Raw genomic sequence first — 13,904 nt, forward strand, 5'->3', positions numbered from 1 at the left:
GCTGCACGGGGGCGCAGGTTAGCGTGCCCGGCATGGTGCGATGGCGTGACGGCAGGGTCACCGCGGTCCGGCGGCGGTGGCGGGGGGCGGTCGAACTGGACGTCGCCGTCGACGGGGAGGCCGACGGGAAGCCGGTACGCGCGGTGGCCTACCCGGAGCTGGTCGGCGAGCCCGAACCCGGCGACCGGGTGCTGCTGAACGTCTCGGCGCTGCTGATGGGGCTCGGCACCGGCGGGTACGCCCTGGTGGTGGCGGTGCCGGACCGGCTGCCGCCGGACCCGCCGGGCGGGCGGGACCGCTCCGACGGGCATCTGGTGAAGGCCCGCTACACCCCGCTGCAGGCGATCGTGTGCGGGGTCGACGAGGAGGCGTCACCGCACCGACAGGTGCTGGCCGACGCCGAGGACCTGGCCGGGATGCCGGTGGTCACCGCCGACCTGCACTCGGCGCTGCCGGCAATCGTCGCCGGCGTCCTCGCCGACCGCCCCCGGCTGCGGGTCGGGTACGTGATGACCGACGGCGGGGCACTGCCCGCCGGCTTCTCCCGGACCCTCGACGGGCTGTCCGGCACGCTCGCCGGCACAGTGACCGTGGGCCAGTGCTTCGGCGGCGATCTGGAGGCCACCACCGTGCACAGCGGGCTGCTGGCGGCCCGGCACGTGCTGGCCGCTGACGTGACGGTGGTCTGCCAGGGTCCGGGCAACCTCGGCACCGGCACCAGGTGGGGTTTCTCCGGCGTCGGGGTCGGCGAGGCGGTCAACGCCGCCGCCGTACTCGGTGGACGACCGGTCGGCGCGCTGCGCATCTCCGCCGCCGACCCTCGGCCGCGCCACCGCGGCCTGTCGCACCACAGCAGCACCGCGTACGGCCGGGTGGCGCTCGCCCCGGCGGACCTGGTGGTCCCGGCGGACCTGCCGGCGGAGATCTCCGACGAGGTCACGGCCGCGCTGCGTCAGCTGGTCACCCCTGCCGGCCGGCACCGTGCGGTACGAGTCGCCACCGACGGTCTCGACGCGGCGTTGCGGGCCAGCCCGGTGCCGCTGCGCACGATGGGCCGGGACCTGGCTGGCGACCACGCGTACTTCCTGGCCTGCGCGGCCGCCGGCCGGCACGCGGCGACGCTCGCCGGCGGCGACGGCTGACCCGACAGCACTGGCCGGCGGTGACGGCTGACCCGGCGGCACCGGCTCAGCTGACGATGATCAGGACCGCCCAGGCACCCAGGATGAGCGCCAACGCCGTGGCGAGCACCCAGGTCGGCACGGTGTAGTCACCGCGGCGGTTGCGGGCGATCTCTGCGGCGATCTTGTTGCGCCGTCGCTCGAGCCAGGTCTCGGTCCGGGGAAACGGACTCGGCCGGCCGGTGGCGGTCGGCGGCGGCGGCGCGGGATCGTCGCGGGTGGGGTCAACCATCGTCCGTGAGCCTACCGTCACATGCTCGCGATCAGCCGCTCCACCCGCTCGTCGTAGGCCCGGAACGGGTCCTTGCACAGCACGGTGCGCTGGGCCTGGTCGTTCAGCTTGAGGTGGACCCAGTCGACGGTGAAGTCCCGCCGCTTCTCCTGGGCGTGCCGGATGAACTCCCCGCGCAGCCGGGCCCGGGTGGTCTGCGGCGGTGTCTCCTTCGCCTCGAAGATCTCCGGGTCGGTGGCCACCCGGTCGACCTGGCCGCGCCGCTCCAGCAACGCGTACAGCCCGCGGCCGCGGCGCAGGTCGTGGTACGCCAGATCCATCTGGGCGACCCGCGGATGGGACAGCGGCAGATCGTGCTTGCGCTGGTAGCGCTCGATCAGCTTCAACTTGGTCACCCAGTCGATTTCCCGGGCGACCGGGTCCAGGTCGCCGGTCTCGACCGCCCGCAGTGCCCGGCCCCACAGCTCGACGACCCGTTTGGCGGTCTGGTCGCCGCCCCGGCGTTCGACGAACTCGGTCGCCCGGGCCAGGTACTCCTGCTGGATCTCCAGCGCGCTGACCTCCTTGTTGGAGGCGAGGCGGATCTTGCGCCGGCCGGTGATGTCGTGGGAGACCTCGCGGATCGCCCGGATCGGGTTCTCCAACGACAGGTCCCGCATGACGACGCCGGCTTCGATCATCCGCAGCACGATGTCCGCGCTACCGACCTTGAGCAGCGTGGTCACTTCGTTCATGTTGGAGTCGCCGACGATGACGTGCAGCCGGCGGTACCGCTCGGCGTCGGCGTGCGGTTCGTCGCGGGTGTTGATGATCGGCCGGGACCGGGTGGTCGCCGAGGAGACGCCCTCCCAGATGTGCTCGGCCCGCTGGGAAAGGCAGTAGACCGCCCCGCGCGGCGTCTGCAGGACCTTGCCGGCGCCGCAGATGAGCTGCCGGGTGACCAGGAACGGGATCAGCACGTCGGCCAGCCGACCGAACTCGCCGTGCCGGGACACGAGGTAGTTCTCGTGGCAGCCGTACGAGTTGCCGGCCGAGTCGGTGTTGTTCTTGAACAGGTAGATCTCGCCGGCGATGCCCTCGTCGTGCAGCCGCTTCTCGGCGTCCACCAGCAGCCCTTCGAGGATCCGCTCGCCGGCCCGGTCGTGCGCCACCAGGTCGGTGACCGAGTCACACTCCGGGGTGGCGTACTCCGGGTGGGATCCGACGTCGAGGTAGAGCCGGGCCCCGTTGCGGAGGAAGACGTTGCTGGACCGCCCCCAGGAGACCACCCGGCGGAACAGGTAGCGCGCCACCTCGTCCGGCGACAGCCGCCGCTGGCCGCGGTAGGTGCAGGTGACACCGTACTCGGTTTCGAGCCCGAAGATTCGCCGTTCCATGACCAGACATTAGCCGCCCCGAGGGCTCCGTGGTCAGTCTCGGGCGACCTGTCGGGCGAACTACGCCCGACAGGTCGCTTTCGCGCAGAGTTATTGGCCAGGCGCGTACGGCGACTCGCCGGCGGAGAGCCGGGCAGCGAACTCCCGACAGCGGCCGTAGTCCGGCAGCAGGCCGTCGGCGCGGGCCTGGGCCAGTGTCGGGGCCGCATCGTCGCGGGCGGACAGCTGCGGCGCGGCGACCGGCCAGTCGATGGCCAGGTCGGCGTCGAGAGGATGTACGCCGTGCTCCGCGCGCGGGTTGTAGGTGGTCGAACAGAAATAGTTCAGGGTGGCGTCGTCGGACATCGCGCAGAACCCGTGCCCGAGTCCTTCGCTGAGGTAGACCGCGCGGCGGTCCACGTCGTCGAGCCGCACCGCCGTCCACCGGCCGAACGTCGGTGAACCGACCCGCAGGTCCACGATCACGTCGACCACCGCGCCCCGTACGCAGCTGATGTACTTGGCCTGGCCAGGCGGCACGTCGGCGAAGTGGATGCCCCGGACCACGCCATACGCCGAGACCGACAGGTTGCCCTGGGCCAGCCGCAGCGGATGCCCGACCGCCCCGGCCAGGTGGTCGAAGCGGTACCACTCCATGAACAGCCCGCGCGGGTCACCGTGCTGCTGCGGGGTGACCTCCCAGGCGCCCTCGATCTCGAGCTCCCGGATCTTCATCAGGCCTCCTCGGCCGGACCGGCTTCGGACAACCGGTGGTCGTTGCGCTCCTCGATCAGGCTCAGCAGGTAGCTGCCGTAACCGCTTTTGGTCAGCGGCTCGGCGAGGGCGCACAGCTGATCGTCGTCGATCAGGCCGGCGCGCCAGGCGGACTCCTCGACGCAGCCGATCTTCATGCCCTGGCGTTCCTCGATCACCCGGACGAACTCGGCGGCCTGCATCATCGAATTGAACGTGCCGGTGTCCAGCCAGGCCGTTCCCCGGTCCAGCACGGTCACCGACAGCTGACCGGCCCGGCGGTACGCCTCGTTGACCGCCGTGATCTCCAGCTCGCCGCGGTCGCTCGGTTTCAGCCCTGCGGCGATCTCCACCACCTGGTTGTCGTAGAAGTACAAGCCGGGCACCGCATAGCGCGACCGCGGCCGCTTCGGCTTTTCCTCGATCGACAGGACCCGGCCGGCGGCGTCGAAGTCGACCACGCCGTACGCCTCGGGGTTGGCCACCGGGTAGGCGAAGATCAGGCCGCCGGTGAGGTCGGCGTGGTCGGACAGCTTCCGGCCCAGACCGATGCCGTGGAAGATGTTGTCGCCAAGGATCAACGCGACGGACTCATCGCCGATGAAGTCCGCGCCGAGCACGAATGCCTGGGCGATGCCTTCCGGCCGGGGCTGCGCCCGGTAGCTCAGCCTCAGCCCGAACTGCGCGCCGTCGCCGAGCAGTCGTCGGAACTGCGGTTGATCCTCCGGTGTGGTCACGACCAGGATCTCCTGGATGCCGGACATGATCAGGGTGGCGAGCGGGTAGTAGATCATCGGCTTGTCGAAGACCGGCATGAGCTGTTTCGACACGGCGCGAGTGATCGGCCAGAGCCGAGATCCGGTACCGCCAGCGAGTAGGATTCCACGCACGGCGGGAGCCTACCGGCCTAACCACCCACAGCAACCGTCAACGGGCTCCCTCTACGGGCCGGTCACGGATGTCGGGCCCTTCGTCCGACATCCGCTCGGCCGGTCGTGCACCAGTCCATTGCCGGGACCGGCGAGGACATCGTCGGAAAGCCGTCACCGGCGATCCCCTGGGCCGACGGCGCCGGTGTCCCGTAGACTCCCGGACCTGTGAGAGTCCTCGTCACCGGCGGTGCCGGCTTCATCGGATCCGAATTCGTCCGGATGCTGCTCACCGATCCGAACGCCCCGGTCAGTCCGGCTACGGTGACCGTGCTGGACAATCTGACCTACTCCGGCAATCTCGCCAACCTGGCCCCGGTCCGTGACGACCCACGGTTTGCCTTCGTCCAAGCGGACATCTGCGACGCCGCCGCCGTCGACCGAGCACTCGCCGGACACGACATGGTGGTGCACTTCGCCGCCGAGTCGCACGTTGACCGGTCGATCACCGGTGCCGCGGAGTTCGTGACCACCAACGTGGTGGGCACCCAGACTCTGCTCGACGCGGCGCTGCGCCACGGGACGGACCGGTTCGTGCACGTCTCGACCGACGAGGTGTACGGGTCGATCGACGAAGGGTCGTGGACCGAGGACTGGCCGTTGTCGCCGAACTCACCGTACTCCGCGTCCAAGGCCGGCTCCGACTTGGTGGCCCTGGCCTACCACCGGACACACGGCATGGACGTCGTGGTGACTCGCTGCTCCAACAACTACGGGCCGTACCAGTTCCCGGAGAAGGTCATCCCGCTGTTCGTCACCAACCTGCTGGACGGCGGTACGGTGCCGCTGTACGGCGACGGCGGCAACGTCCGGGACTGGCTGCACGTGCGGGACCACTGCGTGGGCATCACGCTGGTCGCCGCCGGCGGGCGCGCCGGCGAGGTCTACCACATCGGCGGCGGGACCGAACTGACCAACAAGGAGCTCACCGCCCGGCTACTGGACGCCTGTGGGGTGGGGTGGGAACGGGTCGTCCCGGTCACCGACCGTAAGGGACACGACCGGCGCTACTCGCTGGACATCAGCAAGATCTCCCACGAGCTGGGCTACACCCCGAGTGTCACGCTGGACGAAGGACTGGCCGACACGGTCCGCTGGTACCGGGAGAACCGGCCCTGGTGGGAGCCGCTGAAGAAGCCTGTGGCGTCGTCGTGACCGCCGCAGACCGGTGGCTGGTCACCGGTGCCGGTGGGATGCTGGGGCGGGACCTGCTGGCCGCGTTGGCCGACCACCCGGACACCCGGTCGGTGACCGCGCTGACCCGTACCGATTTGGACATCACCAACCCGGCGGCGGTCGCTGCCGCCGTCGACGGGCATCAGGTAGTGATCAACGCCGCAGCGTGGACCGACGTGGACGGCGCGGAGGCGGCTGAGGAAGCCGCCACCGCCGTCAACGGCACCGCCGTGGCGCATCTGGCCCAGGCTTGCGCCGACCGTGGGGCGCACCTGGTGCACGTCTCCACCGATTACGTGTTCGCCGGCGACGGCACCTCCCCGTACCCGGAGGATGCCCCGACCTCACCTGTCAACGCGTACGGTCGCAGCAAGCTCGTCGGTGAACAGGCCGTCGCCCGGCTGCTGCCGGAGCGCGGCTACGTGGTCCGGACCGCGTGGCTCTACGGGGCACACGGACCCAACTTCGTCGCGACCATGCTGCGGCTGGCCGGCGAGCGGGAGCACCTCGAGGTCGTCGATGACCAGCATGGTCAGCCGACCTGGTCGTACGCCCTGGCCCACCAGCTGGTCGCGCTCGCCGCGGCGGCGGTCGCCGGCACGGCGAGCGCCGGGTTTTACCACGGAACGGCGAGCGGGCAGACGACCTGGTGTGGGCTGGCCCGGGAGGCGTTCGCGCTGCGCGGCCTCGACCCGACGCGGATCCGTCCCACCACCAGTGCCAACTTCCGTCGGCCCGCCGCCCGACCGACGTACTCGGTGCTCGGACATCAACGTTGGGCGCGCGCCGGCCTACCGGTCATGGCAGACTGGCGGAGCATGCTCTCCACCGCGTTGCGCGACCCGGCGTTCGGCGGCTGACCTGTCCGGGCCGCCGGTCCAGCCGGCAGGACAGGCACGCCGCGTCAGAGGCGCCCGGATTCCCCCGGCCCAGGAGAGAAACCGACATGTCGGAAAATAGTAGTGAATTCCGTACGCCGTCCGGCCTGCCCCGGGTCAGTGCCGTCGTGCTGGCCTGGGGCGCGGAACCGCTGCTGCGCCGATCGGTGGAAGCCCTGCTCGCCTCGGTCAAGGTCGACGTCGACGTGGTGTTGGTCGACAACGGGTGCACCACCGACGATGTCACCGTGCTGCGTGAGGTTCCCGGCGTCACGGTGGTCGGCGACGGCCGCAACGTCGGCTTCTCCGCCGGCTGCAACGTCGGCGTGGCCGCCGCCGTCGGCGAGTACGTGGCATTGGTCAACGGCGACGCGGTGGTCGAGCCGACCACCGTCGCCCGGCTGGTGGAGGAGCTCGCGGACCCGAGCGTCGGCATCGCCGCCGGCGCGGTCCGCCTGGCCGACGAGCCGGACCTGCTCAATTCTCGCGGCAACGAGGTGCACGTGCTCGGGTTGAGTTGGATCGGCGGATTCCGGGAGCGGGAGACCCGCACCGAACCGACCGAGACCGCCGGTGCGATGGGTGCCTGCCTGATGACCCGCCGGGCGCACTGGGACCGGCTGGGGGGCTTCGACCCGCACTACTTCGCGTACCACGAGGACGCGGACCTGTCGATCAGAACCTGGCGGGTCGGGCTGCGAGTGGTCAACGTGCCGGACGCGGTGGCGCTGCACCGCTACGAGTTCAGCCGCAACAGCTTCAAGTTCTACCTTGTCGAACGCAACCGAGTGATGTTCGTGGCCACGGTGTGGGGAGGGCGGTCGCTGGTGCTGCTCGGCCCGCCACTGCTGGCTCTGGAGTTGGCGGTGCTGGTGCTGGCCGCCCGACAGGGCTGGCTGCCCGACAAGCTCCGCGGCTACCGGTGGCTGTGGCAGCACCGCAGTCACCTGCGCCAGCGCCGGGCACAGCTGCAGGCCGAGCGGACCGTCCCGGACCGGGTGTGGATGCGAGTCCTCGCCGATCGGCTGGACACCCCGCTGATCGACCCGCCGGGCAGGAAGGTACTCAACGCGATGCTGGCGGCGTACTGGCGGACGGTACGACACTGGGTGTGACGCACCAGGCCGAAGCGCCGCCCTGGCGCGGCACACCGCGCCCGGTCAGTCCTGTTCGGTGGGGCCCGAATCGCCGGCGGCATCCTCCAGGTCGGCGGAGGCGGCCGAGGAAGTCGGCTTTCCCGGCGTCGACTCGGGCACCCGGGGACCGCCGGACCTGCCTGCTTCTGCCGACGAGGGCTCGTCCGCCGAGGTGGCGGCACCCCCGTCGAGCAGCGCGGTCAACGCGGCGCCGGCGATCCGGCGGAAGGTCCGGCCACGGCGGCGGCGGTCGAGCACCGCCACCTCCAACTGGTTGGCGGCGATGCTGCGGGTCGCGCCGTTCTCACCGCCCACTTCGGCGAGGGCCCGCACCGCCAGCCCGACGGCGTCGGACAGCGACATGTCGGCCCGATGGTCGGTTCGCAACACACCGGCGATCGTCTCGGCATGACCGCCCATCGCCATCCACCCCGGCTCGTCGGTGACCGAGCCGTCGTAGGTCAGCCGGTAGATCTCGTCAGCAGCCGGCTCCAGCCCGACCTCAGCAACACAGATCTCCACCTCGAACGGCTTCGACTGCTCGGTGAAGATCGACCCGAGGGTCTGCGCGTACGCGTTGGCCAGCGCCCGCCCGGTCACGTCGCGACGGTCGTAGCTGAGGCCGTTCAGGTCGGCCATCCGCACCCCGGCCCGGCGCAGATTCTCGAACTCGTTGTATCGGCCGACGGCGGCGAACCCGATCCGGTCGTAGATCTCGCTCACCTTGTGCAGGGCGCTGGACAGATTCTCGGCGACGAACAGCACACCGCCCTCGAAGCTCAGCACCAGCGCGCTACGGCCCCGGGCGATGCCCTTGCGGGCGAGCTCGGAACGGTCCCGCATGATCTGCTCGGGCGAGGCGTAAAACTGCATTGCCACGGCGGCGGCTCTCCTTCGACCAAGTGGTAACGACTACAGCGGACGAGACAAGTCGGCGCTCGCGGGTTCAGCCGCCCGGGTTCTCGGTACGCGCGGCGACGACCGCCTCGGCGATCTGGGCCGACTCGGCGTCGGTGAGCCGGTGGGTGCCGGCCGCCGTCGCGGTCATCACCACCGGGAAGATCCGGCGGGTCAGATCCGGGCCGCCGGTGGCGGTGTCGTCGTCGGCGGCGTCGTACAGCGCCTCCACCGCGAGACGGACCGCGTCGGCGCTACTCAGCCCGGAACGGTACCGCTTCTTCAGAGCCGCCTTCGCGAACAGCGACCCGGAGCCGATCGCGTCGAAACCGGTGGTCTCGTACGGACCGCCGGTGACGTCGAAGCTGAAGATCCGGCCGGCCTCGGCCGGATCGGTCGCGGCCAGGTCGAACCCGGCGAACAGCGGCACCACGGCCAGCCCTTGCAGCGCGGCACCGAGGTTGTTGCGGATCATCGACGCGAGGCGGTTCGCTTTGCCGTCCAGGGAGAGGACGGCGCCCTCCATCTTCTCGTAGTGCTCCAGCTCGACCTGGAACAGCCGCATCAGCTCGATGCCGATGCCGGCGGTGCCGGCGATGCCGATCAGCGAGTAGGCGTCAGCGGGGTGCACCTTCTCGATGTCCCGGTTGGCGATCAGGTTGCCCATTGTCGCCCGGCGGTCACCGGCCATCACCACGCCTTCGGCGGTGACGAGCGTGACGATCGTCGTGGCGTGCGGGCCGACGTCCGCGGACAGCCCGGGCGGCAGTGGGCGGCGCCCCGGCAGCAGATCCGGTGCGGCCGACGCCAGGAACTGGGTGAAGGAGGACGTTCCCGCGTTGGTGAACACGTCCGGAAGGCGTCCGGATGGATCGAATCCCGCTGCCACGTGGTCCCTCTCTGCATAACGTGATCGCCTGACCGGGCCGCCCGTGCCGGCACGGCGCCGGTCGAGGCCACCGGTGTGTTGGAGCAGACTAGCGTGCGCACCCGGTGGGTGCGATCTTCACCGCCGGCGAGCTACTCGCCGCCCTTCTGTACGTAGCCGCGGACGAACTCCTCGGCGTTCTCTTCGAGCACCGAGTCGATCTCGTCGAGCAGGTCATCGACGTCCTCGGTGATCTCGGCGTGCCGCTGCGCGGCCTCCGGATCCGTCTCGGTGACCGTCTCGTCGACTTCCTCGGCCCGGCGGGACTTGCCGGACTGGGACTGACCGCCGCTGTCACGGGTAGCCATCAGGTGCCTCCTCCACACGATCGCCTAGGTGAAACTTACCTCGCGGTGGCGACGGAACCGGCCGGCGTCGGCCACGTTCGCGCCAAGCGAACCTGGCCGGCTCAGCCTCCGGTGAGCACCTCCAGCAGGTCCTTCGCGCTGGCGCACCGGTCGAACAGGTCGCCCACGTGGACCTGAGTCCCCCGCTCCGGCTCCATCATCGGCACCCGGACCAGCGACTCCCGGCCCACGTCGAAGATGACCGAGTCCCAGCTGGCGGCGACCACCTCGGAGGCGTACTGCGCCAGGCACCGGCCCCGGAAGTAGGCCCGGGTGTCCGGTGGCGGCTCGACCATCGCGGCGCGGGTGGCGCTGTCGTCGAGCAGGGTACGCATCGCTCCCCGACCCACCAGGCGGTGGTAGAGGCCCTTCTCCGGCCTCACGTCGGCGTACTGCAGGTCGACCAGCTGCAGTTTCGGCGAGGCCCAGGTGAGCCCTTCCCGCTCCCGGTAGCCGTCGAGCAGCCGCAGCTTCGCGACCCAGTCCAGCTCCTGCGCGCAGGACATCACATCCCGTCCCAGCCGGTCGAGCACGTCCTCCCAGCGGTCCAGCACGTCGGCCGTGGCCTCGTCGAGGTCGGTACCGTACCGGTCGTCGACGAACGCCCTGGCCCGTTCGTAGAACGCCCACTGCAGGTCGAGCGCAGTGAGCCGGCGGCCGTCGCGCAGCCGCATCAGATGCGCCAGGGACGGGTCGTGGCTCACCGCCTTGAGCTCGGCCACCGGGTCGGCGATGCCGAGATCGGCGCCGAGCGCCTTCTCCTCGATCATGGTCAGGATCAACGAGGTGGTGCCGACCTTCAGGTAGGTGGAGATCTCCGAAAGGTTGGCGTCGCCGATGATCACGTGCAGCCGGCGGTACTTGTCGGCGTCGGCGTGCGGTTCGTCCCGGGTGTTGATGATCGGCCGCTTCAGCGTGGTTTCCAGGCCGACCTCGACCTCGAAGAAGTCGGCCCGCTGGGAGATCTGGAACCCGGTCTGGGAGCCGTCCTGGCCGATGCCGACCCGACCCGCCCCGCAGACGATCTGCCGGGTGACGAAGAACGGCGTCAGGTACGCCACGATGTCGGCGAACGGTGTCTGCCGACGCATCAGGTAGTTCTCGTGGGAGCCGTAGCTGGCGCCCTTGTTGTCGGTGTTGTTCTTGTACAGCTGGATGGGGTGCGAACCGGGGATGGTCGCCGCGCGGCGGGCCGCCTCCGCCATGACCCGCTCCCCCGCCTTGTCCCACCGGACCAGGTCCAGCGGGTTGGTGACCTCGGGGGTGGAGTACTCGGGGTGGGCGTGGTCGACGTAGAGCCGGGCACCGTTGGTGAGGATCACGTTGGCCAGGCCGAGATCCTCGTCGGCGAGGGCCTCCGCCGGGTCGTAGGCGGCCCCCGAGTAGGTGAAGCCGCGGGCGTCACGTAGCGGCGATTCCTCCTCGTAGTCCCACCGGGCCCGGCCGCCCCGGTTCAGTTCGGGTCGGGCACCGTAGGCGTTGACCACCTGTGAGGAGGTGACCATCGGGTTGGCTCCGGGCTGGCCGGGCACGGAGATGCCGTACTCCACCTCGGTGCCCATGATCCGCCGCACACTCATGCCGTTACCTCATCGCTTCCGTCGGCGCCCGTCATGTCGAGCGTAGTCCGCGCACCGACGGAACCGGACGTTGGCGTGTCCGCGTGGTCACGCGGGGCGCGTCGGACACCGGTCCCGCGGCGCGGTCGAGTCGCGCCGCGTAACCGGTGTCCCGCACCCCGAAACGGGGTGCGGGACACCGGACCGTGGTCAGAGGTACTGCCCGGTGTTGCTGGCCGTCTCGATCGACCGGCCGGCCTCCGCGCCCTTGCCGCCGGAGACGAGGGTACGGATGTAGACGATCCGTTCCCCCTTCTTACCGGAGATCCGGGCCCAGTCGTCCGGGTTGGTGGTGTTCGGCAGGTCCTCGTTCTCCCGGAACTCGTCGACGCACGCGTCGAGCAGGTGCTGCAGCCGCAGACCCTTGCGCCCGGAGGTGAGGAACTCCTTGATCGCCATCTTCTTGCCCCGGTCGACGATGTTCTGGATCATCGCGCCGGAGTTGAAGTCCTTGAAGTACAGGACCTCCTTGTCCCCGTTGGCGTAGGTCACCTCGAGGAACCGGTTCTCGTCGGTCTCCGAGTACATCCGCAGCACCACGGCGTCGATCATGGCTGCCACGGTGGCCTGCGGATCGTCGCCGTGCTCGGTGAGGTCGTCCGGGTGCAGCGGCAGCCCGGTGAGGATGTACTTGGAGAAGATGTCCTTGGCCGCCTCGGCGTCCGGACGCTCGATCTTGATCTTGACGTCCAGCCGGCCGGGCCGCAGGATCGCGGGATCGATCATGTCCTCCCGGTTGGAGGCACCGATCACGATCACGTTCTCCAGGCCCTCGACCCCGTCGATCTCGCTCAGCAGCTGCGGAACGATGGTGTTCTCCACGTCCGAGGAGACACCGGAGCCCCGGGTCCGGAAGACCGAGTCCATCTCGTCGAAGAACACGATCACCGGGGTACCTTCGCCGGCCTTCTCCCGGGCCCGCTGGAAAATCAGCCGGATGTGCCGCTCGGTCTCACCGACGTACTTGTTGAGCAGCTCCGGGCCCTTGATGTTGAGGAAGAAGCTGGTGTGCTTCTCCTCACCCCGCCGCTCGGCGATCTTCTTGGCCAGCGAGTTGGCCACCGCCTTGGCGATCAGCGTCTTGCCGCACCCGGGCGGACCGTAGAGCAGGATGCCCTTCGGTGGACGCAGATGGTGCTCACGGAACAGCTCCGCGTGCAGGAACGGCAGCTCGACCGCGTCCCTGATCTGCTCGATCTGGGCGTGCAGGCCGCCGATGTCGGTGTAGTCGACGTCCGGCACCTCCTCCAGCACCAGCTCCTCGACCTCGCTCTTCGGTATCCGCTCGTAGGCGTACGCCGACCGCGGCTCGATCATCAGCGAGTCGCCAGCCCGCAGCGCGCTGCCGACCAGCGTCTGCGCCAGATGCACCACCCGCTCCTCGTCGGCGTGCGAGATGACCAGGGCACGGTCACTCGGCTCGCCGGTCGGATTGTCGAGGAGTTCCTTGAGCATCACCACCTCACCGACCCGCTCGTAGCCGAACGCGTCGACCACGTTGAGCGCGTCGTTGAGCAGGACCTCCTGGCCGCGTTGGAGCTCGTCGGCGTCCAACGAGGGAGAGAGCGCCACCCGTAGCTTCCGGCCACCGGTGAAGACGTCCACCGTGCCGTCCGCGTGTCGGGCCAGGAAGACGCCGTACCCGCTGGGCGGTTGCGCCAGCCGGTCGATCTCCTCCTTGAGCGTGACGATCTGGGCCCTGGCTTCCTTGAGGGTCGCCACGAGCCGTTCGTTGTTCTCGGTCAGTCGGGCCAGCTGCGCCTGCGCTGCCGCCAGCCGTTCCTCGAGCTGCCGCACGTGTCGGGGGCTTTCGGTCAACTTGCGCCGCACCAGAGCGAGTTCCTCTTGAAGAAACGCGACCTGGGTGGAGAGATCGTGGGCCTCCTTCTCCCACCGTGCGGCGCGCGAATCCGCGTCGTCGCTGCGTGCCACGTCCCACCTCCCCGGGGGCTAAAACGTACTGCCCTAACACTAGCCGTTTGCCGGACGTTTCGAACCCACGCAACACAGTCGTCCCACAACCTTGATCGCTCGGGCACGTCACAAGCGGCCGACGGACGCCTGGCCGGCCGGTCCCACGGCGTGTCGGGTACCGTCGGGACGCGAGGACGGGCACGACCCAGGGAGGTGCGCGGTGACGACCCCGACCGAGACCCGGTCCCCCGGAGAGCCGGGCGAAACGGCATCAACCGACACGGAGCTGCAGGTCTGGGTCGACCAGGACCTCTGCACCGGAGACGGGCTGTGCGTGCAGTACGCCCGGGACGTCTTCGAGTTCGACATCGACGGGCTCGCCTACGTCAAGGACGCCTCCGGGGAACTGCAGGTCGCCGAGGGCGCCCGGGTCGCCGTCCCCGAACGGCTGCGGCTCGACGTGATCGACGCGGCCAAGGACTGCCCCGGCGAGTGCATCCACGTGGTCCGCGCGGACGACCAGACCGAGGTGTCCGGACCGGACGCCGGCTAGCCACCC

General features: G+C 70.0%; 14 protein-coding genes. 5 read left to right on the forward strand and 9 right to left on the reverse strand.

Translation table 11 applies throughout. The features are described 5' to 3' along the window. The first annotated feature begins 32 nt into the window (after positions 1-32). Complete coding sequence (locus O7543_RS05635; RefSeq protein ID WP_281554821.1) at positions 33-1,142, forward strand: DUF3866 family protein; 1,110 nt, start codon at positions 33-35, stop codon at positions 1,140-1,142. Positions 1,143-1,188: 46 nt separating this feature from the next. Here O7543_RS05635 and O7543_RS05640 read toward each other — a convergent pair whose 3' ends face one another. From O7543_RS05640 to rfbA, 4 genes are all read right to left on the reverse strand, one after another. Continuing rightward, positions 1,189-1,413 carry a hypothetical protein gene (locus O7543_RS05640; RefSeq protein ID WP_281554820.1) on the reverse strand — a complete coding sequence of 75 codons (225 nt, stop codon included), beginning with the start codon at positions 1,411-1,413 and terminating at the stop codon, positions 1,189-1,191. 17 nt (positions 1,414-1,430) lie between these two features. Further along, complete coding sequence (gene pafA, locus O7543_RS05645; protein WP_123601522.1) at positions 1,431-2,789, reverse strand: Pup--protein ligase; 1,359 nt, start codon at positions 2,787-2,789, stop codon at positions 1,431-1,433. Positions 2,790-2,879: 90 nt separating this feature from the next. Beyond that, positions 2,880-3,503, reverse strand: coding sequence for a dTDP-4-dehydrorhamnose 3,5-epimerase family protein (locus tag O7543_RS05650; RefSeq protein WP_281554819.1), 624 nt, complete (start codon positions 3,501-3,503; stop codon positions 2,880-2,882). Beyond that, complete coding sequence (gene rfbA, locus O7543_RS05655; RefSeq protein WP_281554818.1) at positions 3,503-4,411, reverse strand: glucose-1-phosphate thymidylyltransferase RfbA; 909 nt, start codon at positions 4,409-4,411, stop codon at positions 3,503-3,505. Before rfbA ends, O7543_RS05650 begins: the two co-directional genes overlap by 1 nt. A 207-nt stretch (positions 4,412-4,618) precedes the next feature. Between rfbA and rfbB the strand changes: the two genes are divergently transcribed. The 3 genes from rfbB to O7543_RS05670 all read left to right on the forward strand — a co-directional run bounded on the left by rfbB (position 4,619) and on the right by O7543_RS05670 (position 7,619). Next, positions 4,619-5,605, forward strand: coding sequence for a dTDP-glucose 4,6-dehydratase (rfbB, locus tag O7543_RS05660; protein ID WP_281554817.1), 987 nt, complete (start codon positions 4,619-4,621; stop codon positions 5,603-5,605). Continuing rightward, positions 5,602-6,486 (forward strand): dTDP-4-dehydrorhamnose reductase, encoded by an 885-nt coding sequence (rfbD, locus tag O7543_RS05665; RefSeq protein WP_281554816.1) that lies wholly within the window; start codon positions 5,602-5,604, stop codon positions 6,484-6,486. The genes rfbB and rfbD overlap by 4 nt, the downstream gene beginning before the upstream one ends. A gap of 86 nt (positions 6,487-6,572) precedes the next feature. Further along, positions 6,573-7,619 carry a glycosyltransferase family 2 protein gene (locus tag O7543_RS05670; RefSeq protein WP_281554815.1) on the forward strand — a complete coding sequence of 349 codons (1,047 nt, stop codon included), beginning with the start codon at positions 6,573-6,575 and terminating at the stop codon, positions 7,617-7,619. A 45-nt stretch (positions 7,620-7,664) separates the two neighbouring features. Here the strand turns inward: O7543_RS05670 and prcA are convergent, their stop codons facing one another. The 5 genes from prcA to arc form a co-directional block, all read right to left on the reverse strand. Next, positions 7,665-8,519, reverse strand: coding sequence for a proteasome subunit alpha (gene prcA, locus O7543_RS05675; protein WP_281554814.1), 855 nt, complete (start codon positions 8,517-8,519; stop codon positions 7,665-7,667). A 67-nt stretch (positions 8,520-8,586) separates the two neighbouring features. Next, complete coding sequence (gene prcB, locus O7543_RS05680; protein WP_278169020.1) at positions 8,587-9,426, reverse strand: proteasome subunit beta; 840 nt, start codon at positions 9,424-9,426, stop codon at positions 8,587-8,589. A gap of 131 nt (positions 9,427-9,557) precedes the next feature. Then, on the reverse strand, positions 9,558-9,773 hold the full coding sequence (locus O7543_RS05685; protein WP_123601515.1) for a ubiquitin-like protein Pup: 216 nt from the start codon (positions 9,771-9,773) through the stop codon (positions 9,558-9,560). 101 nt (positions 9,774-9,874) lie between these two features. Further along, positions 9,875-11,392: a depupylase/deamidase Dop gene (gene dop / locus O7543_RS05690; protein ID WP_348650078.1), complete on the reverse strand. Its 1,518-nt coding sequence runs from the start codon at positions 11,390-11,392 to the stop codon at positions 9,875-9,877. Between the two features lie 189 nt (positions 11,393-11,581). Then, positions 11,582-13,363: a proteasome ATPase gene (arc, locus tag O7543_RS05695; protein WP_281554813.1), complete on the reverse strand. Its 1,782-nt coding sequence runs from the start codon at positions 13,361-13,363 to the stop codon at positions 11,582-11,584. A gap of 202 nt (positions 13,364-13,565) precedes the next feature. Here arc and O7543_RS05700 point away from each other — a divergent pair, with 202 nt between their 5' ends. Next, positions 13,566-13,898 carry a ferredoxin gene (locus O7543_RS05700; RefSeq protein ID WP_278169019.1) on the forward strand — a complete coding sequence of 111 codons (333 nt, stop codon included), beginning with the start codon at positions 13,566-13,568 and terminating at the stop codon, positions 13,896-13,898. Positions 13,899-13,904: the final 6 nt, after the last annotated feature.

It is taken from the genome of Solwaraspora sp. WMMA2080 (genome assembly GCF_027497395.1).
Classification (GTDB): Bacteria; Actinomycetota; Actinomycetes; order Mycobacteriales; family Micromonosporaceae; genus Micromonospora_E.

What these genes read in the sequence shown, in the direction of transcription:
- O7543_RS05635 (WP_281554821.1), top strand. Translation starts at nt 33, where the DNA reads ATGGTGCGATGGCGTGACGGCAGGGTCACCGCGGTCCGGCGGCGGTGG.
- O7543_RS05640 (WP_281554820.1), bottom strand. Translation starts at nt 1,413, where the DNA reads ATGGTTGACCCCACCCGCGACGATCCCGCGCCGCCGCCGCCGACCGCC.
- pafA (WP_123601522.1), bottom strand. Translation starts at nt 2,789, where the DNA reads ATGGAACGGCGAATCTTCGGGCTCGAAACCGAGTACGGTGTCACCTGC.
- O7543_RS05650 (WP_281554819.1), bottom strand. Translation starts at nt 3,503, where the DNA reads ATGAAGATCCGGGAGCTCGAGATCGAGGGCGCCTGGGAGGTCACCCCG.
- O7543_RS05670 (WP_281554815.1), top strand. Translation starts at nt 6,573, where the DNA reads ATGTCGGAAAATAGTAGTGAATTCCGTACGCCGTCCGGCCTGCCCCGG.
- O7543_RS05685 (WP_123601515.1), bottom strand. Translation starts at nt 9,773, where the DNA reads ATGGCTACCCGTGACAGCGGCGGTCAGTCCCAGTCCGGCAAGTCCCGC.
- dop (WP_348650078.1), bottom strand. Translation starts at nt 11,392, where the DNA reads ATGAGTGTGCGGCGGATCATGGGCACCGAGGTGGAGTACGGCATCTCC.